Genomic DNA, 22,381 nt, shown 5'->3' on the forward strand with positions numbered 1-22,381 from the left:
GCTCCACCGCGATCGCGAGCAGGCTCGCTCCTACAGTTGCCCCGGGCCCGACCTGATTGAGTACCGATAGATGACCGACACCTTCCATTTCCCCCTGTCCGCCGTGGTCGGCGCCGATGACCTGAAACTGGCCCTGTGCCTGACCGCCATCGACCCGAAGATCGGCGGCGTGCTGATCGAAGGCCCGCGGGGCATGGCCAAATCCACCCTGGCCCGGGGGCTGGCGGACCTGCTCAACGGCGGTCAGTTCGTCACCTTGCCGCTGGGCGCCACCGAAGAGCGGCTGGTGGGCACGCTGGACCTGGACGCCGCCCTGAGCGACGGCCGCGCGCAGTTTTCGCCGGGCGTGCTGGCCAAGGCCGACGGCGGCGTGCTGTATGTCGATGAAGTGAACCTGTTGCCCGACCATCTGGTGGACCTGCTGCTCGACGTGGCCGCCAGCGGCACCAACCTGATCGAGCGCGACGGCATCTCCCACCGCCACTCGGCGAAGTTCGTCCTGATCGGCACCATGAACCCGGAAGAGGGCGAACTGCGGCCGCAACTGCTGGACCGCTTCGGCCTCAACGTCGCCTTGGGCGGCCACACGGCTCCGGCCGAGCGCGGGCAGATCATCCGTCGCCGGCTCGACTTCGACAGCGACCCGGAAGGCTTCTGCGCGCACTGGGAAGGCGAGCAGCAAGCCCTGCGCGAGCGTTGCCGCAGCGCCCGCGACAGGCTTGCGGACATTGCGCTGGACGATGACGCTTTGGCGCAGATCACCGAACGTTGCTTCGCCGCCGGCGTCGATGGCTTGCGGGCGGATCTGGTCTGGCTGCGGGCGGCACGGGCCCATGCGGCCTGGCGGGGCGCCGGCGCGATCGAAGGGCAGGACATCGACGCGGTGGCCGAATTCGCCTTGCGCCATCGCCGCCGCAAACACCCTTCGGCCCCTGCGCAGGCAGCGGCGCAGTCTGCGGCCAACAGCCAGGCCGACAGCCGCGAAGGGCAGGGCCAATGGGGCGAAATGCCCGCGCCGGCGCAAGCCACCGGCACCCGCCGCGAAGTGCCGCACTGGCCAAAAAAGCCCTAGGCATTCGCCCCCGGTCCGACGCGGGGGCGAATGCCAGACCCCGCGCCGGACGGCTGGACAACGGCAGGCAAGGTCGGCGCCACGCCGCCCGCAGCGGTTCGGTGAACTGGCCGGGCACCTTGCTCAACGGCCGGCCCCGGTGCCGGGCGGACCTGTTGTTGCAGATGCGCACCCGCACGCCCCATGAACTGTGGCTGGTGATCGTCGATGCGTCCGGCTCGACCCGTCGCCATCAGGCCCTGAGCGATGCCAAAGGCCTGCTCGCCCAGGTGTTCGACGACGCCTACCGGCAGCGCGCGCGCCTGGCCTTGCTCACCGCCAGCGGCGCAGCGCCGACGTGGCAGGTGCAAGGGCTCAAGTCCGGTAGTGGCCTGCGGGCCTGGCTCGATGCCCTGGGGGCCGGGGGCGGCACGCCGCTGCTGGCGGCGCTCGCAGAGGCCGGGCAATGGCTGACGGCACGGCGCAAGCGTTTCCCGGCGGAGCGGCAACGGCTGCTGGTGGTGACGGACGGGCGGCTGAAGGATCCGGGAGGGCTGTCGGCGCTGGCATGCCCGGGCTTGCTGATCGACATCGAACGCGGACCGATCCGCCTGGGCCGGGCCCGGCAACTGGCGACGGCGCTGGACGCCGAATACCGGCATATCGATGAGCTGCCCCTGAACTGACTCACCGCCATCGTTGGCAAGTCGAATCGTCGCACCGCAGCTCCCACAGGGTTTGTGGTGTATCTGGATCTTGGGGACACCCGCGATACTTGTGGGAGCTGGCTTGCCAGCGATGAGGCCGGCACTGCCGACATCCCTGTTGCCTGATCCACCGCCATCGCCAGCAGGCTGGCTCCTACAAGGGATCCCGGCTGTCCGCAGCATCCCTGCACACCACAAAACCTGTAGGAGCTTGCCTGCAAGCGATGAGGCCGGCACAGTCAGCATCGCTTTCGCCTGATCCACCGCGTCAAACCCACCGCGCTGCTCTATGCTCCACCCCAGCCCATCACAAGGAGTGAACCATGCGCGTATTGGTCGCCAACCCCCAGGACGATTTCCGCGTCAAGGCCTACGCCGGCACCAACGGCGTGCTGCTCGCCATGGACGTCGCCGAGCCCCGGCGCAAGGGCCTGCTCGGCTTCGCCATCGAGAAGCAGCAGGGCGACAAGCCGTGGCTGTTCCTGTTCAACAGCCTGACCTTTCCCGGCAAGGCGCACACCCGGCCGGAGTTCCACGCCACCCCCAGCGACCTGGCGCCTTTGCAGAAATTTCGCTGGGCCGACTACGCCGTGAACCCCGGCATGACGATCCATTACCGCGTGCACCTGGCCTACGGCACGCCGGACGCCCCGAAGCTTGGGGAATCGCTGGAGCTGACCATCCGCTCCGACGACGGTCACCCGGCCAACCAGAGCGTGATCTTCAACCGCGCCGTCGCGGCCAGCCAGGCCTTCCAGCGCAAATTCCCCGACCTCGATGCGCAGATCAGCGCCAACCGCAACCTGCCCATCGAGGCCTGGCCCGACGCGGCGCGCCAATGGCTGGAGAACGGCCTGCTCGGGCGCCTGCAAGGCTTCATCCAGCGCGCCACCGACGGCCAGTGGGCGCTGGACATCGCGATCTACGAGTACCAACTGCAAGCCATCATCGACACGGTGAACGCCGCGTTCGACCGCGGGGTGCAGGTGCGGGTGCTGTACCACGCCCGGCCCGACGACGAAGACACCACGATCAACGAAGCGAGCCTGGCGCACCTGCCGCAGGCCAGCAAGCGCGGGCGGGTCACCCACAACATCTTCCACGACAAGTTCATCGTCTTGAGCCGCCTCGATGCCGGCGGCGCGCGCCAGCCGCAGGCGGTGCTGTGCGGCAGCACCAACTTCACCGCCAACGGCGTCTACCGCCAGGCCAACGTGGTGCATGTGCTGGACGATCCGGCCATCGCCGCCAGCTACCTGCGCACCTTCGAAGAGGTCTGGACGACGCCCGCCGATGTCGGCGCCACCCGCGACTGGATCACCGACGTCAATCCGATGGATCCGGCCCGGCCGCTGTTCGCCGGGTTTTCGCCGCGCACCGGCGGCGCCGACCTGCGCGAGTTCGTCGACATCATCAATGCGGCGAAAAGGGACGTGCTGTTCGTCACCGCGTTCGATTTGCCCGACGCCATCCTCAACGCCTTGCTCGGCCAGCCCCACGACGACATCCTGCGCTACGGCCTGCAGAACACCGCGAGCCGGATCACCGGCTTCCATGCCGACCGCACCGCCGAGTTCGCCGCCACCGCGCTGCTCAACACGGGCCTTGAAGGCTGGCTGCGGGAAAACATGAAAGGCCAGAAGGGCAACCTGCTGGTGCACACCAAAGCGGTGGTCACCGACTTCACCACGGACGCCCCGACCATCATCAGCGGCAGCCACAACCTCAGTACCTCGGCCAGCAACGGCAACGACGAAAACTTCCTGATCATCCGCGGCGACACTGACCTGGCGGATCGCTACGGCCTGGAACTGCTGCGCTTCTACGAGCATTACCGCTTCCGCTATTTCGCCAAGAAACTGGACCTCAAGCAGGTGCAGCCGCTGGCGGCGGACGACAGCTGGACGAATGACTATTACGTCGACGGGGATTTGCGGCAGTTGTCGCGGTTGCGGTTTTCCGGGCGGTAGCAGGCCGTAGAGAGAAGTTTAGGCCTTTACATCTGAATGCCTTCTTATTGTTGTTGATGCGAAGTGGAGTGTTTCGTGGACAGAGAAAGTGATGAACCCGTAAACCGTGACGATGAGTCCAGGTCATCGGAATCTTCAAGGAATCGAAAAGCAAAGTTCTACACGACTCCGCTATCGACTTCCGATCTGAGAAATGATCAGCAGCGATTGCAGGATCCAGACCAGGAGGCTTCTGCGCCACCGGAAAACTATCCGAACGGGGCGCCACCGTCAGACTTCAAAGAAACGCCGGGCGATACGGGGAACACCCTGACTCGGAAGGGGAAACCACGGGTTATCCGGCCGGGCACCACCTCTATCGCCATCACCCAAAACGACGACCCATGGGCGTCTGACCTGGATGACCGTCTGGGTGCCAACGATGAGGCGAAAGCGTTTGCGCGCCTGGCCGTAGCGAAAGATGTCATGCCGCCTCTTGCCATTGGGCTGTTCGGCAACTGGGGCAGCGGCAAGTCCTTTTTCATGCGCCTGATCCATCAGCATATCGAACGCCTCAGCCAGGGAAAGGCCAGTGCCCAGGCCCCGGAAGCAGGCTCGAAGGAATTCCATACGGATGTCGTGCAGATTCGGTTCAATGCCTGGCATTACGCGGAGACGAACCTGTGGGCCAGTCTGGTCAGCCATATATTCGTCGAACTGGATCGTTGGTACACGAAGCACAATCCCGAGGTTCGCGACCCGTTGCTCGAACACCTGTCCACTTCGCGAATGCTGACGCTGGATGCCGCCAAGGAGTTGGTTCGTCGCCGTCGAGACCAGCGTGCGGCCGCAGAGCAGCTGCTCAAGGCCCGCCAGGCGCTCGAAGAGGTTCAAGCCAAGACCGCGACTTCGCCGTCTGTCTATCTTGCGGCGTTGAGTGAGGTGTTCAATGGCGAGAATGCCGGCCAAGAGATCAAAAACGCAAAAGACGAGTTCGCGAAGGCTGCCAAGGTCCTTGGAATCGATGCCCTGACCGAGCGTGCCGAGGCATTTCAGAGCGTATCCACTGCCCTGCATGAAGAAGCGGGAAAGGCTAAGTTGCTTGCCAGAGGCTACAAGTCCCAACTGCTGAGCTGGTGGAACGTCGGCGCCTTTGTCGTGTTGGTCTTGGCGATGCCTTGGATGGCGACAGAGGGTGTGGCAATCCTCAAGGCACGACTCCCTTTCCTGCAAGATCTGCAGGAAGGCTTGGTGTTGGCGAGTGTAGCGGTGGCTGCGGTGACTGCCCGCCTGCGCTGGGTGTGGGGCAAGGCCCGCGGGGCATTGAAGCAATTGGAGGCGGGCAAGAGGGCGCTGGACAAAGCCATCGATAGCCGACTGGCCGAGCAGAAGAAAGCGTTAGAGCAAGCCGTTCAGAGGCAGGCCAAGGCGAATGCCGGCGTCGACGAGGCAAAGGCCTTGGTGCAAGTCACCAGCGAACAATTGGCGCTTGCCACTCACGATTTCTCTCAAGGCACCGGTGCCGGGCGCCTGAAGAAGTTCGTTCGGGCCCGCGCGACGGACGGCGACTATGCGCAACATCTTGGATTGATCGCCACGGTACGCAAGGACTTCGAAGAGTTGGCGTTCAACGTGACGGAAGCGGGCAGCCTCCGGGATTCGGTCGAGGCCGAGCGCGCTGCATTTCTGGTGAAAATGGACGCATTCCTGGAGGCCAACAAAACCTTCCTGGACGACGGAGACATCCAGAAGCTGCGGGCGGCGGCCACGCATTCCCCTGATGAAGTGCGATCCTTCAAACGGATCGCGCTGTACATCGACGACCTGGATCGCTGCCCGCCGGACAAAGTCGTCGAGGTGCTGCAAGCGGTGCATCTGCTGCTGACCTTTCCCTTGTTCGTGGTGATGGTCGCGGTGGATGTGCGTTGGGTGCGTCAGGCCTTGCTCGATCACTACCCCAACTTGATGGCTCTGAACGGCCAGCAGCAACAGACGGCCTCCGTGTCTGACTACCTGGAAAAGATCTTTCAGATCCCTTACTGGATGCGCCCGATGGACAGCGTAGCCAGTGAGCAGTTTCTGCAAGCACAGTTGAAGAGGGTAAGGGGCGCTGATCAGACTGACGGCGACAAATTGCCAACGGGTCAAAACGACACGGACGAAGCCGTCGGCATTCAAGCTGTCCAGGCCGAAATGTTGAAGATCTCCTCCGGTGAGACTGAAGCGCTGCAACTGCTGGCAAGGTACATGGGATCCTCCCCTCGACGCGCGTTGCGGTTTCTCAATGTCTATCGCCTTATCAAGGTCAGCCTCAAGCCCGATGACCTCTGGGCACTCGAGGGGGGTGAATACAAAGCGCTGCTGACCTTGTTGGCGATAGCGCTGGGCACCCCGTTGTGTTTTTCGAGTTTGCTTCAGTCTCTCAGATCGAAGAGTGACACCTTTGAAATGAGCGAGCTGAAAGGACTGGTCAGCCTCGACCCATCCGCTGAGAATCTCGCCGAATTTGAGCGGTTCAGGGAAATAATGGCGATATACGCGGACTTGATCGCCAAGCAGAAGAAACCGCCTCGCCATCGAGTGAAGAAGTACACCGCCATCATCCAGCGCTACTCGTTTGACGGCTGACGCACCGTCGGAGCGGTCTGGCGACGGCGAGCGTCGCAAATCACGGACATCAGTCAGACATCGCCTGCCGGTACTGCCGCGTACGCCGCCCCAGGTACAACCGATCGAGGATCAGCGCCCACAGCGCCGACACCTCGGGCCTGGGCTTGCGGCCGCGGCTCAGGCGCGCCATCTGGAAGCGCACCACGGCCATGTTGGCCAGCGACGCCAGCGGTTTGCGCTTCCAGCGGATCGGCGGCAGCTGCGGTTCGCTTTGGCGGCCGGCGCGCCAGTGGTTGACCAGGTCCGGCTCGATGGCCAGCGCCGTGGCGATGCCCGCCATGTCGATGCCGCTTTCGAGCACCTGTTCGACGATCGGCAGACGGCGGATGCCGCCGGTGACCATCACCGGCATCCGCGCCACGCTGGCCAGTTCGCTGGCCATTTCCAGGAAAAACGCCTCACGGGCCAGGGTGCGGCCGTCCCGCGCCTCGCCCTGCATGGCCGGGGCTTCGTAGCTGCCGCCGGACAGCTCCAGCAGATCGACGGGCAGCTCGTTGAGCCACTCGATCACCTGGCGCGCATCGTGGGTGTCGAAGCCGCCGCGCTGGAAGTCCGCCGAATTGAGCTTCACCGCCACGCAGAACTGCGGCGACACCGCCTGACGCACCGCCTCGATCACTGACAGCAACAGGCGCGCGCGGTTTTCCAGCGAGCCGCCCCAGCGGTCGGTGCGGCGGTTGGCCAGCGGCGACAGGAACTGGCTGAGCAGGTAGCCGTGGGCCGCGTGGATCTCGACCCCGGTGAAACCGGCCTTTTCCGCCAGGGCGGCACTGGTGGCGAAGCGCTGGATGACCTCTTCGATGTCGCTTTCGCTCATCGGCCGGGGTTCGGCGAACAGCTTGGAGAACGCGCCCATCTCCAGCGCCACCGCCGACGGCGCCAGGGCCGGCTGGCCCATGTTGGCGAAGGTCTGGCGGCCGGGGTGGTTGAGTTGCATCCACAGCTGCGCGCCGCCGGAGCGGCCGATTTCGGCCCAGCGGCGGAACTGCGCCAAATGACGCTCATCTTCCAGCACCACGCCGCCGGGGCCGGTCATGGCGCGGCGGTCGATCATGACGTTGCCGGTCAGCAGCAGGCCGGCGCCGCCGTCGGCCCAGGCCTGGTACAGGCGGTACAGGGCGGCGGAAGGGGCCTGATCGGCATCGGCGAGGTTTTCTTCCATGGACGCCTTGGCGACACGGTTGCCGATGGTCTGGCCGTTGGGCAGATTCAGGGTTTTGAAGGGCGACATGCTTGACTCCTCGTCAGTGATGAAGCGAGGCTAAGCTTAAAGTCAAGTTTAAGGTCAAGCATGAATTCGAGGTGCCCATGAAAATCGGTGAACTGGCGCAACAGAGCGGGCTGAGCGCCTCGCGGATCCGCTTCTACGAAGCCCAGGGCCTGATCCCCAAGGTCGAACGGCTGGGCAACGGCTACCGGCGCTACTCACCGCAGGTGCTGCAGACCCTGCACATCATCCAGAGCGCCCAGCGCGCGGGGTTTTCCCTGGATGAACTCAAACTGCTGCTGCCGGACGCGGACACCGGCGAGTACGACCAGGACGAACTGGTGACCGGCCTGCGGGGCAAGGTCCAGGAGATCGAAGCCATGCAGCGGCACCTGGCGGAAAGCCGGGCGCGCTTGCTGGAGGTGATCGACGGCATCCTGTCGCGGCCCGAAGGCATGAGCTGCAAGGCGAATGCCGAGCGGTTGCTGTCGTCGGTCAAGCCTTAGCCTCGGGGGGCTGTGCCGACCCTGCTCCCACAGTGTTTTGCGGCGAACGCGAGTTCTGAGTACAACCGAGATCCTTGTGGGAGCGGGCTTGCCCGCGATGAGGCCATCCCGGCCACCGCTCCGGCGAGGTGTTTTACAGATTTTGAAATGATTTGCCGCTGTGGCGATCACCGTCTCAGCCTGTACTCTCCAAGTCCTTTTTCCCATTCAGGACTTGCATGAACACCCTCACGGAGCCTCCCAGTCGCCCCTTCCCCTCGCGCCCAGGCGCGGTCTTGACGCACTCGCAGCATCCGGTCTTCCGACTCCCGACTATCGTTGATGGCGCAGCCTTCGGGCCTTCGCGTCGCACTTTGCCGTGCCCGGCAGCCCGAAAACACTGAAGAGAGACCGAGACAGAATATGGAATGGTTAGCGGATCCCACGGCCTGGCTGGGCCTTTTGACATTGATCGTGCTGGAGCTGGTGCTCGGCATCGACAACCTGGTGTTCATCGCGATCCTGGCGGACAAGCTGCCGCCGCATCAGCGTGACCGCGCACGGATCATCGGCCTGTCCCTGGCCTTGATCATGCGCCTGGGCCTGCTGGCGAGCATCTCCTGGCTGGTCACCCTGACGCAGCCGCTGTTCGAGGTGTTCGGCAAGAGCTTCTCCGGCCGTGACCTGATCATGCTGTTCGGCGGTGTGTTCCTGCTGTTCAAGGCCACCATGGAGCTGCACGAGCGGCTGGAGGGCCACGTCGGCCAGCGCTCGGCCAACACCGCTTACGCGCTGTTCTGGCCGATCGTGGCGCAGATCGTGGTGCTCGACGCGGTGTTCTCGCTGGATGCGGTGATCACGGCCGTGGGCATGGTCGATGAGCTGGCGGTGATGATGATCGCGGTGATCGTTTCCATCGGCCTGATGATCGTGGCCAGCAAGCCGCTGACCCGGTTCGTCAACGCGCACCCGACGGTGATCATGCTGTGCCTGGGCTTTTTGATGATGATCGGTTTTGCCCTGACCGCCGAAGGCCTGGGCTTCCACATCCCTAAAGGCTACCTGTACGCCGCCATCGGTTTCTCGATCCTGATCGAGGTGTTCAACCAGATCGCCCGGGCCCGGCGCAAGCGTTCGATGCAGGGCCTGCGGCCGATGCGCGAGCGCACGGCCCATGCGGTGATGCGCCTGCTGGGCGGGCGCAAACTGGCGGTGGAGGAGGTGGGCGAGGAAATCTCCGACCTGCTGGATGACGGCGACGCGCCGAGCGCCGAGCTGTTCGACCGCCGCGAGCGGGTGATGATCAGCGGCGTGCTGCAACTGGCCGAGCGCCCGATCCGCGCCTTGATGACCGTGCGTGCCGATGTCGACCACATTGACCTGGCCGACGACGCCGAGACGATCCGCACGCGGTTGATGCATTCGTCCTACTCGCGTTTGCCGCTGGTCCGCAACGGCGCGGTGGACGAGCCGCTGGGCTTCGTGCACAAGAAGGAGCTGCTCAAGGAGTACCTGGCCGGTCACGAACCGAACCTCGAACACCTGGCGCGCCAGACGATCAACTTGCTCGACAGCTACTCGATCCTCAACGCGCTGGAGCAGATGCGCGCCGCCTCGACCCACATCGCGTTCGTGGTCAACGAGTTCGGTGATTTCGTCGGCGTGCTGACCATGACCGACATCCTCGAATCGATCGCCGGCGAGTTGCCGGACGCCAGCGAAATCGAGGGTCCCGACGTGGTCGAGGAGCAGGGCGGTTTCCTGGTCAGCGGCGCGCTGAACCTGGCGCGGATCCGTGAGCGCACCGGTTTCGGCGCGCCAGCCACCGAGGACTACCAGACCCTGGCCGGCCTGGTGATGAGCCTGCTGGACCGGTTGCCGATGATCGGCGACCGGCTGGAGCACGAGGGCTGGCGGATGACCGTGATGGCGGTCGAGGAGCGGCGGGTGACGCGGGTGTTGCTGGTGCGCGAGGCCGCGTAGATCGAGGGGCCGGTGCCGTCGTCTTTGCAGAGGATTCTGCGAAGGCGGCGGCACCGGCCCTTTTGGGGCTCAGAACTTTTGCTCAGAACGACCGCACGATCCGTCCCAGCGTCTCCATGGCCTTTTCCGATGCCTCGGTCCACGGGCTGCCGTAGTTCAGCCGGATGCAGTTGCGAAAGCGCTGGGCCGGCGAAAAGATCGGCCCGGGGGCGATGCTGATGCCTTGGGCCAGGGCCATCTGGAACAGCTTCAGCGAGTCCATCTGCGGCGGCAGTTCCAGCCACAGGAAGTAGCCGCCGGCGGGCTGGCTGACTCGCGTCTGCGCCGGGAAGTACCGGGCGATGGCGGCCAGCATCGCGCTTTGCTGTTCCTCCAGGGCATAGCGCAACTTGCGCAGGTGACGGTCGTAGCCGCCGTGCTGCAGGTAGTCGGCGATGGCCGCCTGGGCCGGCATCGAGGCGCACAGCGAGGTCATCAGTTTCAGCCGTTCGATCTTCTGCGCGTAGCGCCCGGCGGCGACCCAGCCGATGCGGTAGCCGGGGGCCAGGCTCTTGGCGAACGAGCCGCAGTGCATCACCAGGCCTTCGGTGTCGAACGCCTTGGCCGGTTTCGGCGCCTGCTGGCCGTAGTAGAGCTCGGCGTAGACGTCGTCCTCGATCAGCGGCACCTGATGCCGGCGCAGCAGCTCCACCAGTTCCTGTTTCTTGGCCTCGGGCATGGTCGCGCCCATGGGGTTCTGGAAGCTGGTCATGCACCAGCAGGCCTTGATCGGGTGGCGCTCCAGGGTCTGGGCGAGCACGCCCAGGTCGATGCCGTCGCGCGGGTGCACGGGGATCTCCACGGCCTTGAGCTTCAGGCGCTCCAGCACTTGCAGGCTGGCGTAGAACGCCGGAGCTTCGATGGCCACCAGGTCGCCGGGCTCGGTCACCGCTTGCAGGCACAGGTTCAGGGCTTCGAGGGCGCCGTTGGTGATCAGCAGTTCTTCCATCGGCAACATCAGCCCGCCGACCATGTAGCGCAGGGCGATCTGCCGGCGCAGCTGCGGGTTGCCCGGCGACATGTCGGTGACCACCATGCGCGGATCCATCTCCCGCGCCGCGTGGGCCAGCGAACGCGACAGGCGTTGCAGGGGAAACAGGGTCGGGCTGGGGAAGGCCGAGCCGAACGGCACGGTGCCCGGATCCTTGATCGATTCCAGCACCGAGAACACCAGTTCGCTGACGTCGACCTCGGTGGACTCGTTGACCTGGCTGCTGATCACCGGCTCCGAGAACGGGCTCGGGGCATGGGTGTTGACGAAGTAGCCCGAGCGCGGCCGGGCGCGGATCAGCCCGCGGCGCTCCAGCAGGTAATAGGCCTGGAACACCGTGGACGGGCTGACGCCGTAGGTCTGGCTGGCATAGCGCACCGACGGCACCCGCTGGCCGGGGCCGAGGACGCCGGAGCGGATCAGTTCAGCGATGTCGTCGGCGAATTTTTCGTAGCGTTTCATCGGTATCCCGCGATGGACTGATTTCGAAGGGCGTTGCTTGCGCACGGATCAGAAGGGGGGGGCGAGGGAGCAAGCGCCCTCGCCACAGGGCAGCCATCTTACTGGCTCAGCGGTTCATTGGCGCGACAAACCGGCTCTTGGCCACGCTGTAGACCTGCGGGTCGTCGCTGTCGGCGATCCTGAAGCTCAAGGTCTGCGAACTGCTGGCGGCGCGTTCGGTGGTCATGGCCACCGACACCGGCACATCGACGATCTCGCCCGCGGCCAGGCTCAGCTCGGTGCGGCCCTGCAACTGGAAGCCGTCGCCGTCCACCAGGCTCAATGTGTAGTCCTGGCGCTGCTGGGTCTTGTTGATGACCTTGAGGGTGTAGATGTTCTCGATCTGGCCCTGGCCGTTCTCGCGGAACAGGCCGCGGTCCTTGGTCACGTCCAGCGACACCATCGGCCGCTCGGCCAGCGCCAGGGCGAGGGCGCCGATCATCACCACCAGCACGGCGGTGTAGCCGATCAGGCGCGGGCGCAGCAGGTGGGTCTTGCCGCCTTGCAGTTCGCGCTCGGAGGTGTAGCGGATCAGGCCGCGGGGGTAGCTCATCTTGTCCATGATCGAGTCGCAGGCGTCGATGCACGCCGCGCAGCCGATGCATTCCATTTGCAGGCCGTCGCGGATGTCGATGCCGGTCGGGCACACCTGCACGCACATCTGGCAGTCGATGCAGTCGCCCAGGCCAGCCTCGGCGGGCTTGATGTCGCGCTTGCGCGGGCCACGGTTTTCACCACGGGCCACGTCGTAGGAAATGGCCAGGGTGTCCTTGTCGAACATCACGCTCTGGAACCGAGCGTACGGGCACATGTGCATGCACACCGCTTCACGCAGCCAACCGGCGTTGATGTAGGTGGCGGCGGTGAAGAACAGCACCCAGAACAGGCTGACCCCGCCGATCTGCAAGGTGAACAGCTCTTGGGCCAGCGGCCGGATCGGGGTGAAGTAGCCGACGAAGGTCAGGCCGGTCAGCAGGCTGATGCCCAGCCACAGCGTGTGCTTGGCCGCACGCCGCGCCAGTTTGTTCACGCCCCAGGGCGCCGCCTGCAGCTTGATCCGCTGGTTGCGCTCGCCTTCGGTGACCTTTTCGCACCACATGAAGATCCACGTCCACGAGCTCTGCGGGCAGGTGTAGCCGCACCAGACCCGGCCGGCGAACACGGTGATGGCGAACAGGCCGAAGGCGGCGATGATCAGCAGCGCCGACAGCAGGATGAAGTCCTGCGGCCAGAAGGTGGCGCCGAAGATGTGGAACTTGCTTTCCGACAAGTCCCACAGCACGGCCTGGCGGCCGCCCCAATTCAGCCACACGGTGCCGAAGAACAGCAGGAACAGGAAACCGGCGCCGCTCATGCGCAAGGTGCGGAACAGGCCGGTGAAGCTGCGGGTGAAGATTTGGTTGTCGCTGGACTTGGCCGTCGCCTTCATTGGGCGTGCGGGCACACTTTTTATGTTCGGTGTCGCGGCTGGATCAAGGGTTCGGACGGGAATGTGTTCGCTCATGGTCGTTCGCTCATCAGCCTCCATCAGGCCTGAGCACTATGAGCGCCGATCTGTTTGCATAACAGACTCAGGTATTTCAATAAAAAGCGTATCAGATGCGCTTTCGGACAGGCCCTGCGACAACTTGAAGCAGCCCGCCGGCCAAGGCGCAAACGCCTATCCCAGGCGTCTGCGCCGGGTCTTGACCGAGGTCAGTCAAATCACCGAATCACTGTCGCTGGCTTTCAGGTGTTTGCGTCCGTCCGTGGCGCCGGCAACGGTCAAGGCGTCGGCTTCCGCTTCGGTGACGTAGATGCGCCGGCCCTCGATCTCGACGGCGGACATCGCCTTTTCACTGTCGGTGATGACGGTGAGGTCGCCGCACAGACGGATCTGCTCACCGTTTTCGGTGGAGAAAAAACAGGTCTGGTTTTCGATGCGAACGGGCATGGGACGGTCCTTTTGCGAAGGCTGTTGAAAGGTTAGGGCGCCGTGCCGGTGCGGGGTTCTGCGCAACCGATCAGCGGTCGGCGCTGTCCACCCCTTAAAGGCCCTGGCGAGGACGGTGCGATGAACGCATGGTGGCATGAAGTGTGGCAAACCCTGCAGGCGGAGTTCGCCGATGTCGGCGACGCCGCGCAAGTGACGCGCATCATCGTGCGCCTGCTGATGGCGGCGCTGCTGGGCGGAGTGCTCGGGTTCGAGCGCGAGCACAAAGGCAAGGCCGCCGGGGTGCGCACCCATATGTTGGTGGCGTTGGGCGCGGCGCTGTTCGTGCTGGTGCCGCAGGTGTCCGGGGCCCAGGCCGACGCCATGAGCCGGGTGGTGCAAGGGGTGATCGCCGGGATCGGCTTCCTCGGCGCCGGCACGATCCTGAAGAACCACGAAGGCGACGAAGGCCACGTCAAGGGCCTGACCACCGCCGCCGGCCTGTGGATGACCGCCGCCATCGGCGTTGCGGCCGGGTTGGGCCGCGAGGCGACGGCGGTGCTCAGCACGCTGCTGGCGCTGGGGGTGTTCAGCGTGATGCCGAAGATCGTCAACCTGTTCGAAAAGGATCACAAACCTTGATCAGGCTGGACGATCACCGGCGGCAGGGTCGTCGGCGGTTCCTCCTTGGCCGGCGGGGTGGTGCCGGGCGGATCCTGCTCGGGGACCGGAGACGGTTCGGTCTCGGGCAGCACGGGCTTGTCGATGTTCGGATCGGGTGTTTCGGCCGGGATCGGGATACTCATCGTGAACCTCCATATGGCACATGGCGCAAGAAGTGCTTAAGTGGATTGACCGCTGCAGGCCGGATTCGATCCGGTCTCGGCGTGCGGCAAATCCCGGTGAACTTTTCCCGAGGGCGTTCGCTCGGAACCTAAGTGAGTGCGTGGCGGGCGGATCCGCCATGGCTTTGCGACAGGCACACGAGCGTCCTTGGGGCGTTAAGGAGAGATGCTCAATGACCGCTGAAAACCCTTCCGCTCCGGGCTGCAACCCGCACATGCCGTTGTCGCAGGCGTTGCTGCTGCCGCGGATCGTCATCGAGAGCACACGCCCGGTCATCGACGGCGGCCAGTTCGCCGCCAAGGCCATCGTCGGTCGCGAGGTCGTCGTCAGCGCCAAGGTGTTCGCCGACGGCCACGACAAGTTGGCGGTGCGCATCCGCTGGCGCGAGGACGGCGAAGAATCGTGGCACAGTCAGGTCATGGCCGACCAAGGCAACAACGGCTGGGAAGGGCAGTTCCGGCCCGGACGCCAGGGGCGCCATTGGTTCCTGATCGAAGCGTGGATCGACACGTTCGCCAGTTTTCAGTACGAACTGGAGAAAAAGCACGTGGCGGCCGTACCGGTCAGCCTTGAGCTGCAAGAGGGCCGCGCCCTGGTGCACCAGGCCGCCGAGCGCAGCGAAGGGCCGCTGAGCGAACGGCTGGCGGCGCTGCACCACGAGCTGTCCGGCCTGCCCGAAGCCGAGCAGGTGGCGCTGTTCCTGCACCCGCGCAGTGCGCAGCCGATGGCCGAGGCCGACCACCGCGCCTTCTTGAGCATCAGCAATCCTTACCCGCTGGACGTCGAGCGCGAGCAGGCGGAGTTCGCCAGTTGGTACGAGCTGTTTCCCCGCTCGGTCACCGACGATCCCGCCCGCCACGGCACCTTCAACGACGTGCACGGGCGTTTGCCGATGATCCGCGACATGGGCTTCGACGTGCTGTACTTCACGCCGATCCACCCGATCGGCCGCAGCCACCGCAAGGGCCGCAACAATGCCCTGACCGCCGGCCCCGAAGACCCCGGCAGCCCCTACGCCATCGGCAGCGAGGAGGGCGGGCACGAGGCGATCCATGCGCAGCTCGGCACCCGCGAAGACTTCCGGCGGCTGGTGGCCGCCGCCGCGGAGCACGGCCTGGAGATCGCCCTGGATTTCGCCATCCAATGCTCCCAGGACCACCCGTGGCTCAAGCAGCATCCGGGCTGGTTCAACTGGCGGCCCGACGGCACGATCAAGTACGCGGAGAACCCGCCCAAGAAGTACCAGGACATCGTCAACGTCGACTTCTATGCGCCGGAGGCGATTCCGGGCCTGTGGCTTGAGCTGCGCGACATCGTCGTCGGCTGGGTGAAGGAAGGCGTGAAGATGTTCCGCGTGGACAACCCGCACACCAAGCCGCTGCCGTTCTGGCAGTGGCTGATCGCCGATGTGCGCGCGCTGCACCCGCAGGTGATCTTCCTCGCCGAAGCCTTCACCACGCCGGCGATGATGGCGCGGCTGGGCAAGGTCGGCTACAGCCAGAGCTACACCTATTTCACCTGGCGCAACACCAAGGCCGAGCTGGCCGCCTATTTCACCGAACTCAACGAATCGCCGTGGCGCGAATGCTACCGGCCGAACTTCTTCGTCAATACGCCGGACATCAACCCGGCGTTCCTCCACGAATCGGGCCGCGCGGGTTTTCTCATCCGTGCGGCGCTGGCGACGATGGGCTCGGGCCTGTGGGGCATGTATTCGGGGTTCGAGCTGTGCGAGTCGGCGCCGGTGCCCGGCAAGGAGGAATACCTGGATTCGGAGAAGTACGAGATCCGCGTCCGGGACTTCAACGCGCCGGGCAACATCATCGCCGAGATCGCCCAGCTCAACCGCATCCGCCGGCAGAACCCGGCGCTGCATTCGCACTTGGGGCTCAAGGTGTACAACGCCTGGAACGACCGGATCCTGTACTTCGGCAAGCGCAGCCCGGACGGCGGCAACTTCATCCTGGTGGCGGTCAGCCTCGATCCGCACAACGTCCAGGAAGCGAATTTCGAACTGCCGCTGTGGGAAATGGGCCTGCCGGACGACGCCACCACCCACGGCGAAGACCTGATGAACGGCCACCGCTGGGACTGGCACGGCAAGCACCAGTTCATGCGCATCGATCCTTCGCACCAGCCGTTCGGCATCTGGCGGATCAGCGCTTAGACACATTCCCTGTGGGCGCGCGCCTGCTCGCGATGACGAGGCATCAGGTCATGACCGGGTGACCGACACACCTCCATCGCGAGCAGGCTCGCTCCCACAGGGCACCGGCTGTTCTCGGGGCGGGCGGTCTGCCCGGCAATCCTCAGCACTGACAGGAGTTTCACATGGCGAAGAAAACCAGGTCAGCCACCTTCATCAAGGATCCGCTCTGGTACAAGGACGCGGTGATCTATCAGGTTCATGTCAAATCCTACTTCGACTCCAACAACGACGGGATCGGCGATTTTCCCGGCCTGATCGCCAAGCTCGACTACATCGCCGAACTGGGCGTCAACACCATCTGGCTGTTGCCGTTCTACCCCTCACCGCGGCGCGACGACGGCTACGACATCGCCGAGTACCGAGGCGTGCACAGCGACTACGGCACCATGGCCGACGCCCGGCGCTTCATCGCCGAGGCGCACAAGCGTGGCTTGCGGGTGATCTCGGAACTGGTCATCAACCACACCTCGGACCAGCACCCCTGGTTTCAGCGTGCGCGCCGGGCCAAGCGCGGGTCGGCGGCCCGGGACTTCTATGTGTGGTCGGATGACGACCAGAAGTACGACGGCACGCGGATCATTTTCCTCGACACCGAAAAGTCCAACTGGACCTGGGATCCGGTGGCCGGCCAATACTTCTGGCACCGCTTCTATTCCCACCAGCCGGATCTGAACTTCGACAACCCGCAAGTGATGAAAGCCGTGCTGGCGGTGATGCGCCACTGGCTGGACATGGGCATCGACGGCCTGCGCCTGGACGCCATCCCGTACCTGATCGAGCGCGACGGCACCAACAACGAAAACCTGCCCGAGACCCATGACGTGCTCAAAGCGATCCGGGCGGAGATCGACGCCAATTACCCCGACCGCATGCTCCTGGCCGAGGCCAACCAGTGGCCGGAAGACACCCAGCTGTACTTCGGCGACACCGACGCCCAAGGCCTCAACGGCGACGAATGCCACATGGCGTTCCACTTCCCGCTGATGCCGCGCATGTACATGGCCCTGGCCCAGGAAGACCGGTTCCCGATCACCGACATCCTGCGCCAGACCCCGGAGATCCCGGCCAACTGCCAATGGGCGATTTTCCTGCGCAATCACGATGAGCTGACCCTGGAAATGGTCACCGACAAGGAGCGCGATTACCTGTGGAACCACTACGCCGCCGACCGCCGGGCGCGGATCAACCTCGGCATCCGCCGCCGGCTGGCGCCGCTGATGGAGCGCGACCGCCGGCGCATCGAGCTGCTCAACAGCCTGCTGCTGTCGATGCCCGGCACGCCGACCCTTTACTACGGCGATGAGATCGGCATGGGCGACAACATCTACCTGGGCGACCGCGACGGCGTGCGCACGCCGATGCAGTGGTCGATCGACCGCAACGGCGGGTTCTCCCGCGCCGACCCGGCCAGCCTGGTGCTGCCGCCGATCATGGATCCGCTGTACGGCTACCAGTCGGTCAACGTCGAGACCCAGGCCGGCGACCCGCACTCGTTGCTCAACTGGACGCGGCGGCTGCTGGCGGTGCGCAAGCAGTCCAAGGCGTTCGGCCGCGGCAGCCTGAAAATGCTCTCGCCGGCCAACCGCCGCGTGCTGGCCTACACCCGCGAATACACCGGCGCCGATGGCCGGCACGAAATCATCCTGTGCGTGGCCAACGTTTCGCGCAGCGCCCAGGCGGTGGAACTGGACCTGTCCGCCTACGTCGGCATGGTGCCGGTGGAGATGCTCGGCGGTAACGCGTTTCCGCCCATCGGCCAGTTGAGCTTCTTGCTGACCCTGGCGCCGTACGGCTTCTACTGGTTCGGCCTGGCGGCGGAGAACCAGATGCCGAGCTGGCACGTGGAACCGGCCCAGAGCCTGCCGGACTTCACCACGCTGGTGCTGAAAAAGCGCATGGAAGAACTGCTCGAAGCGCCGGTCCGCGCCACGCTGGAGCAGGGCATCCTGCCGGACTGGCTGCAGAACCGCCGCTGGTTCGCCGGCAAGGACGCCGCCATCGAGCGGGTCGAACTGGCGTACGGGGTGCGTTTCGGCGATGCCCGGCATCCGGTGCTGCTCAGCGAAGTCGAAGTGAGCGCCGCAGGCCAGGTCAGCCGCTATCAGTTGCCCTTCGGCTTCATTTCGGAGGATCAGGTCGGCCCGGCGCTGCCGCAGCAACTGGCGCTGGCCCGCGTGCGCCGGGGGCGGCAGGTCGGTTTGATCACCGACGCCTTCAGCCTGGAAGCGTTCATCCGTGCGGTGCTGCAAGGCCTGCAGGCCGGCACGGCGCTGGCGTGCGAGGGCGGCGAGATCCGTTTCGAGGCCACGCCGCACCTGGCGGCCCTGGGCCTGGGGGACGAACCCGAGGTGCGCTACTTGTCCGCCGAGCAGTCCAACAGCTCGGTGGTGATCGGCAACGGCCTGGTGCTCAAGCTGATCCGCAAGGTCGCCCCGGGCGTGCACCCGGAACTGGAGATGAGCGCTTACCTGACGGCGGCGGGGTTCGCCAACATTTCACCGCTGATGGGCTCCGTGGTCCGCCGCGACGCCCAGGGCGAAGACAACTTGCTGATGATCGCCCAGGGCTACTTGAGCAATCAGGGCGATGCCTGGGAATGGACGCAGAACAACCTGGAACGGGCGCTGCGCGATGAGCTGGCCGCCGCCCGTTCCGAACAGGAGCAGCACTACAACGCGCTGGGCGAGTTGAAGGACTTTGCCGGGATGCTCGGCCAACGCCTGGGCGAGATGCACCGGGTGCTGGCCGCCCCGAGCGACAACCCGGATTTCGCGCCGCAGGTGTTGACCGCCAGGGAGGCCAAGACCTGCGGCAAGGACGTGGCGGCCCAGGTCGAGCATGCGCTCGCGCTGCTCAAGGCGCACCAGGGCGAACTCGGCGAGGCGGACCGTGCGCTCGTCACGCGCCTGCTGGACAACCGCAAAGCCATTCTCGGCCACGTCCAGGCGCTGGCGGAGCAGTCCGTCGGCGGCCTGCGCATCCGCGTCCACGGCGACCTGCATCTGGGCCAGGTGCTGGTGATCAAGGGTGATGCCTACCTGATCGACTTCGAGGGCGAACCGGCGCGGCCGCTGGCGGAGCGGCGGGGCAAGCACAGCCCGTACAAGGATGTCAGCGGTGTGCTGCGTTCCTTCGGTTACGCCGCCGCGATGGCGCTCAACGTGCAAGCCGTCGACAGCAGCCCCGAGGCCGAGGCGGCGCGCCGGCGGGTGGCCGGGCGCTACCTGGACGAATCCTGTCAGGCATTTGTCCAGGCGTATCGCCGGGCGGCAGCTAGTCTTGATCATGCCTGGCAAGATCCTGAAGGTGCCGACGCCGCACTGGCGTTGTTCGGTCTGGAGAAAGCGGCCTACGAAGTGGCCTATGAAGCCGAAAACCGCCCCGCCTGGCTGGCCGTGCCCTTGCGCGGCCTGCACGGGCTGCTGAGGGGGCTCAAACCCTTTTCCGGTCTTGATGGAGAGCAGTCATGAGTGTCTCGAACAGGGAACAGGGTCACGTCAAACACACCGCGTTGCCGCGCACCAAGGACATCGAAGCCCTGGTGCGCGCCGAGCACCGCGATCCTTTCGCCGTGCTCGGCCCCCACGGCGACGCCGCCGGGGGGCAGTTCATCCGGGCGTACCTGCCGGGCGCGTTGAGCGTCTCGGTGCTGGACCGGGACAGCGGCGATGAACTCGGCCCGCTGGAGGCCACGGCGACGCCGGGGCTGTTCGTCGGCCATTTCGGCCAGGTCCGGCCCTATCTGTTGCGCACCCGGTGGGCCGGTGGCGAACAGGTGGCGGAAGACCCCTACAGCTTCGGCCAGTTGCTCGGCGAGATGGACCTGTACCTGTTCGCCGAAGGCAATCACCGCGACCTGAGCGCCTGTCTCGGTGCGCAACTGAAGACGGTCGACGGCGTCGACGGGGTGCGTTTCGCGGTGTGGGCGCCGAATGCCCGGCGGGTGTCGGTGGTCGGCGACTTCAACGTCTGGGACGGGCGCCGCCACCCGATGCGCCTGCGCCATCCGTCAGGGGTCTGGGAGCTGTTCGTCCCGCGCCTGGGGGCCGGTGAGCTGTACAAATACGAAATCCTCGGGCCCCACGGCATCCTGCCGCTCAAGGCCGACCCGATGGCGCTGGCCACCAGCCTGCCGCCGGACACCGCGTCGAAAGTCGCCACGCCGCTGCGCATCGACTGGCAGGACGAGGACTGGATGAGCGGCCGCGTCGAGCGCCAGCGGCCTGCGGCGCCGTTGGCGATCTACGAGCTGCACGCCGGTTCCTGGCAGTGCGAGCTGGATGACCTGGGCGAAGTCGCCCGCCAGTACACCTGGCCGGAACTGGCCGAGCGGCTGATCCCCTACGTCAAGGACCTGGGCTTCACCCATATCGAACTGATGCCGATCATGGAGCACCCGTTCGGCGGCTCCTGGGGCTATCAGCTGCTGTCGCAGTTCGCGCCGAGCGCACGCTACGGCACGCCGGACGAGTTCGCCGCGTTCGTCAACGCCTGCCACCTGGCCGGGCTGGGGGTGATCCTCGACTGGGTGCCGGCGCATTTCCCCACCGACACCCATGGCCTGGCCCAGTTCGACGGCACGGCCCTGTACGAGTACGGCAACCCGCTGGAAGGGTTCCACCAGGACTGGGACACGCTGATCTACAACCTCGGCCGCACCGAAGTGCACGGCTACATGCTGGCGTCGGCGCTGCACTGGCTCAAGCATTTCCACGTGGACGGGCTGCGGGTCGATGCGGTGGCGTCGATGCTCTACCGCGACTACTCGCGCAAGGCCGGCGAGTGGGTGCCCAACCGCCACGGCGGGCGGGAAAACCTGGAAGCCATCGACTTCCTGCGCCACCTCAACGATGTGGTGGCGCTGGAGGCGCCGGGCGCGCTGGTGATCGCCGAGGAGTCCACGGCCTGGCCCGGCGTCAGCCAGGACACCCAGCAGGGCGGCCTCGGGTTTGCCTACAAGTGGAACATGGGCTGGATGCACGATTCGCTGCACTACATCCAGCAGGATCCGGTGTATCGCGCCCATCACCACAACGAATTGAGCTTCGGCCTGGTGTACGCCTGGTCCGAGCGTTTCATCCTACCGATCTCCCACGACGAGGTGGTGCACGGCAAGCACTCGCTGATCGACAAGATGCCCGGCGACCGCTGGCAGAAGTTCGCCAATCTGCGGGCGTACCTGAGCTTCATGTGGGCCCATCCGGGCAAAAAGCTGTTGTTCATGGGCTGCGAGTTCGGCCAGTGGCGCGAGTGGAACCACGATCAGCAGTTGGACTGGTATCTGCTGCAGTATTCCGAGCACCAGGGCGTGCAGAAGCTGGTCGCCGACCTCAACCGGCTGTACCGCGAAGAGCCGGCGCTGCACGAACAGGACGACGTGCCGCAGGGGTTCCAGTGGCTGATCGGCGACGACGCGATCAACAGCGTCTACGCCTGGCTGCGCTGGAGCCGGGAGGGCACGCCGTTGCTGGTGGTGGCCAACTTCACCCCGGTGCCGCGCCAGTCCTACCGGGTCGGAGTGCCGTTCGCCGGGCGCTGGAACGAATTGCTCAACAGCGATTCCGACACCTATGCCGGCTCCAACTACGGCAACGGCGGCGGGGCGTATGCCGAAGAGGTGCCGAGCCATGGGCAGGCCCTGTCGCTGGAACTGAACCTGCCGCCGCTGGCGGTGCTGATCCTCAAGCCGGAAGGTTGAACCGCCATCGCCAGGAGGGCGGGCTCCCGCAGGTTTTGTGGTATGCCTGGATTTGGCGGGCACCTGAGATACCTGTGGGAGCTGCGGTGCGACGACTCGACTTGCCAGCGATTGCGGTATGTCAGGCAACAGA

General features: G+C 65.4%; 15 protein-coding genes. 10 read left to right on the top strand and 5 right to left on the bottom strand.

Features of this window, described 5'->3' with window-relative positions:
- Positions 1-70 precede the first annotated feature (70 nt).
- The 4 genes from KVG96_RS09360 to KVG96_RS09375 all read left to right on the top strand — a co-directional run bounded on the left by KVG96_RS09360 (position 71) and on the right by KVG96_RS09375 (position 6,335).
- The gene (locus KVG96_RS09360; protein ID WP_217891762.1) at positions 71-1,072 is read left to right on the top strand and encodes a magnesium chelatase ATPase subunit I; all 1,002 of its coding nucleotides are present in this window, start codon (positions 71-73) and stop codon (positions 1,070-1,072) included.
- The gene (locus KVG96_RS09365) at positions 997-1,737 is read left to right on the top strand and encodes a vWA domain-containing protein (protein WP_217891763.1); all 741 of its coding nucleotides are present in this window, start codon (positions 997-999) and stop codon (positions 1,735-1,737) included. The genes KVG96_RS09360 and KVG96_RS09365 overlap by 76 nt, the downstream gene beginning before the upstream one ends.
- Before the next feature lie 344 nt (positions 1,738-2,081).
- The gene (locus tag KVG96_RS09370; RefSeq protein WP_217891764.1) at positions 2,082-3,728 is read left to right on the top strand and encodes a phospholipase D-like domain-containing protein; all 1,647 of its coding nucleotides are present in this window, start codon (positions 2,082-2,084) and stop codon (positions 3,726-3,728) included.
- A 75-nt stretch (positions 3,729-3,803) separates the two neighbouring features.
- A complete protein-coding gene (locus KVG96_RS09375; RefSeq protein WP_217891765.1) occupies positions 3,804-6,335 on the top strand; it encodes a P-loop NTPase fold protein in 2,532 nt (843 codons plus the stop codon).
- Positions 6,336-6,384: 49 nt separating this feature from the next.
- Here the strand turns inward: KVG96_RS09375 and KVG96_RS09380 are convergent, their stop codons facing one another.
- Positions 6,385-7,608 (bottom strand): NADH:flavin oxidoreductase/NADH oxidase family protein, encoded by a 1,224-nt coding sequence (locus KVG96_RS09380; RefSeq protein ID WP_217891766.1) that lies wholly within the window; start codon positions 7,606-7,608, stop codon positions 6,385-6,387.
- A gap of 77 nt (positions 7,609-7,685) precedes the next feature.
- Between KVG96_RS09380 and KVG96_RS09385 the strand changes: the two genes are divergently transcribed.
- Positions 7,686-8,090 carry a MerR family transcriptional regulator gene (locus KVG96_RS09385; RefSeq protein ID WP_217891767.1) on the top strand — a complete coding sequence of 135 codons (405 nt, stop codon included), beginning with the start codon at positions 7,686-7,688 and terminating at the stop codon, positions 8,088-8,090.
- Positions 8,091-8,492: 402 nt separating this feature from the next.
- A complete protein-coding gene (locus KVG96_RS09390; protein WP_217891768.1) occupies positions 8,493-10,052 on the top strand; it encodes a TerC family protein in 1,560 nt (519 codons plus the stop codon).
- Positions 10,053-10,134: 82 nt separating this feature from the next.
- Here KVG96_RS09390 and mapR read toward each other — a convergent pair whose 3' ends face one another.
- The 3 genes from mapR to KVG96_RS09405 all read right to left on the bottom strand — a co-directional run bounded on the left by mapR (position 10,135) and on the right by KVG96_RS09405 (position 13,516).
- Positions 10,135-11,544 (bottom strand): GntR family transcriptional regulator MpaR, encoded by a 1,410-nt coding sequence (mapR, locus tag KVG96_RS09395; RefSeq protein WP_217891769.1) that lies wholly within the window; start codon positions 11,542-11,544, stop codon positions 10,135-10,137.
- Between the two features lie 106 nt (positions 11,545-11,650).
- Positions 11,651-13,087 (bottom strand): cytochrome c oxidase accessory protein CcoG, encoded by a 1,437-nt coding sequence (gene ccoG, locus KVG96_RS09400; RefSeq protein WP_217891770.1) that lies wholly within the window; start codon positions 13,085-13,087, stop codon positions 11,651-11,653.
- 195 nt (positions 13,088-13,282) lie between these two features.
- Positions 13,283-13,516 (bottom strand): DUF3203 family protein, encoded by a 234-nt coding sequence (locus KVG96_RS09405; protein WP_217891771.1) that lies wholly within the window; start codon positions 13,514-13,516, stop codon positions 13,283-13,285.
- Positions 13,517-13,636: 120 nt separating this feature from the next.
- Between KVG96_RS09405 and KVG96_RS09410 the strand changes: the two genes are divergently transcribed.
- Positions 13,637-14,137 (top strand): MgtC/SapB family protein, encoded by a 501-nt coding sequence (locus KVG96_RS09410; protein WP_217891772.1) that lies wholly within the window; start codon positions 13,637-13,639, stop codon positions 14,135-14,137.
- On the opposite strand, the gene KVG96_RS09415 is transcribed toward KVG96_RS09410, so the two are convergent.
- On the bottom strand, positions 14,125-14,301 hold the full coding sequence (locus KVG96_RS09415; protein WP_217891773.1) for a hypothetical protein: 177 nt from the start codon (positions 14,299-14,301) through the stop codon (positions 14,125-14,127). The genes KVG96_RS09410 and KVG96_RS09415 overlap by 13 nt on opposite strands.
- Positions 14,302-14,513: 212 nt before the next feature.
- Here KVG96_RS09415 and KVG96_RS09420 point away from each other — a divergent pair, with 212 nt between their 5' ends.
- The 3 genes from KVG96_RS09420 (at position 14,514) to glgB (ending at position 22,248) form a co-directional block, all read left to right on the top strand.
- Positions 14,514-16,508, top strand: a complete 1,995-nt coding sequence (locus KVG96_RS09420) for an alpha-1,4-glucan--maltose-1-phosphate maltosyltransferase (RefSeq protein WP_217891774.1) — start codon at positions 14,514-14,516, stop codon at positions 16,506-16,508.
- Between the two features lie 164 nt (positions 16,509-16,672).
- Complete coding sequence (gene treS / locus KVG96_RS09425; RefSeq protein WP_217891775.1) at positions 16,673-20,020, top strand: maltose alpha-D-glucosyltransferase; 3,348 nt, start codon at positions 16,673-16,675, stop codon at positions 20,018-20,020.
- The gene (gene glgB / locus KVG96_RS09430) at positions 20,017-22,248 is read left to right on the top strand and encodes a 1,4-alpha-glucan branching protein GlgB (RefSeq protein WP_217891776.1); all 2,232 of its coding nucleotides are present in this window, start codon (positions 20,017-20,019) and stop codon (positions 22,246-22,248) included. The genes treS and glgB overlap by 4 nt, the downstream gene beginning before the upstream one ends.
- The last annotated feature ends 133 nt before the right edge of the window (positions 22,249-22,381 follow it).

The organism is Pseudomonas ekonensis, from assembly GCF_019145435.1.
GTDB classification, from domain to species: Bacteria; Pseudomonadota; Gammaproteobacteria; order Pseudomonadales; family Pseudomonadaceae; genus Aquipseudomonas; species Aquipseudomonas ekonensis.

Coding starts and splice junctions, on each gene's coding strand:
- KVG96_RS09415 (WP_217891773.1), bottom strand. CDS start 14,301: ATGAGTATCCCGATCCCGGCCGAAACACCCGATCCGAACATCGACAAG.
- KVG96_RS09405 (WP_217891771.1), bottom strand. CDS start 13,516: ATGCCCGTTCGCATCGAAAACCAGACCTGTTTTTTCTCCACCGAAAAC.
- KVG96_RS09385 (WP_217891767.1), top strand. CDS start 7,686: ATGAAAATCGGTGAACTGGCGCAACAGAGCGGGCTGAGCGCCTCGCGG.
- KVG96_RS09365 (WP_217891763.1), top strand. CDS start 997: ATGGGGCGAAATGCCCGCGCCGGCGCAAGCCACCGGCACCCGCCGCGA.
- KVG96_RS09380 (WP_217891766.1), bottom strand. CDS start 7,608: ATGTCGCCCTTCAAAACCCTGAATCTGCCCAACGGCCAGACCATCGGC.
- KVG96_RS09370 (WP_217891764.1), top strand. CDS start 2,082: ATGCGCGTATTGGTCGCCAACCCCCAGGACGATTTCCGCGTCAAGGCC.
- glgB (WP_217891776.1), top strand. CDS start 20,017: ATGAGTGTCTCGAACAGGGAACAGGGTCACGTCAAACACACCGCGTTG.
- mapR (WP_217891769.1), bottom strand. CDS start 11,544: ATGAAACGCTACGAAAAATTCGCCGACGACATCGCTGAACTGATCCGC.
- treS (WP_217891775.1), top strand. CDS start 16,673: ATGGCGAAGAAAACCAGGTCAGCCACCTTCATCAAGGATCCGCTCTGG.
- KVG96_RS09410 (WP_217891772.1), top strand. CDS start 13,637: ATGAACGCATGGTGGCATGAAGTGTGGCAAACCCTGCAGGCGGAGTTC.
- ccoG (WP_217891770.1), bottom strand. CDS start 13,087: ATGAGCGAACACATTCCCGTCCGAACCCTTGATCCAGCCGCGACACCG.
- KVG96_RS09420 (WP_217891774.1), top strand. CDS start 14,514: ATGACCGCTGAAAACCCTTCCGCTCCGGGCTGCAACCCGCACATGCCG.
- KVG96_RS09390 (WP_217891768.1), top strand. CDS start 8,493: ATGGAATGGTTAGCGGATCCCACGGCCTGGCTGGGCCTTTTGACATTG.
- KVG96_RS09360 (WP_217891762.1), top strand. CDS start 71: ATGACCGACACCTTCCATTTCCCCCTGTCCGCCGTGGTCGGCGCCGAT.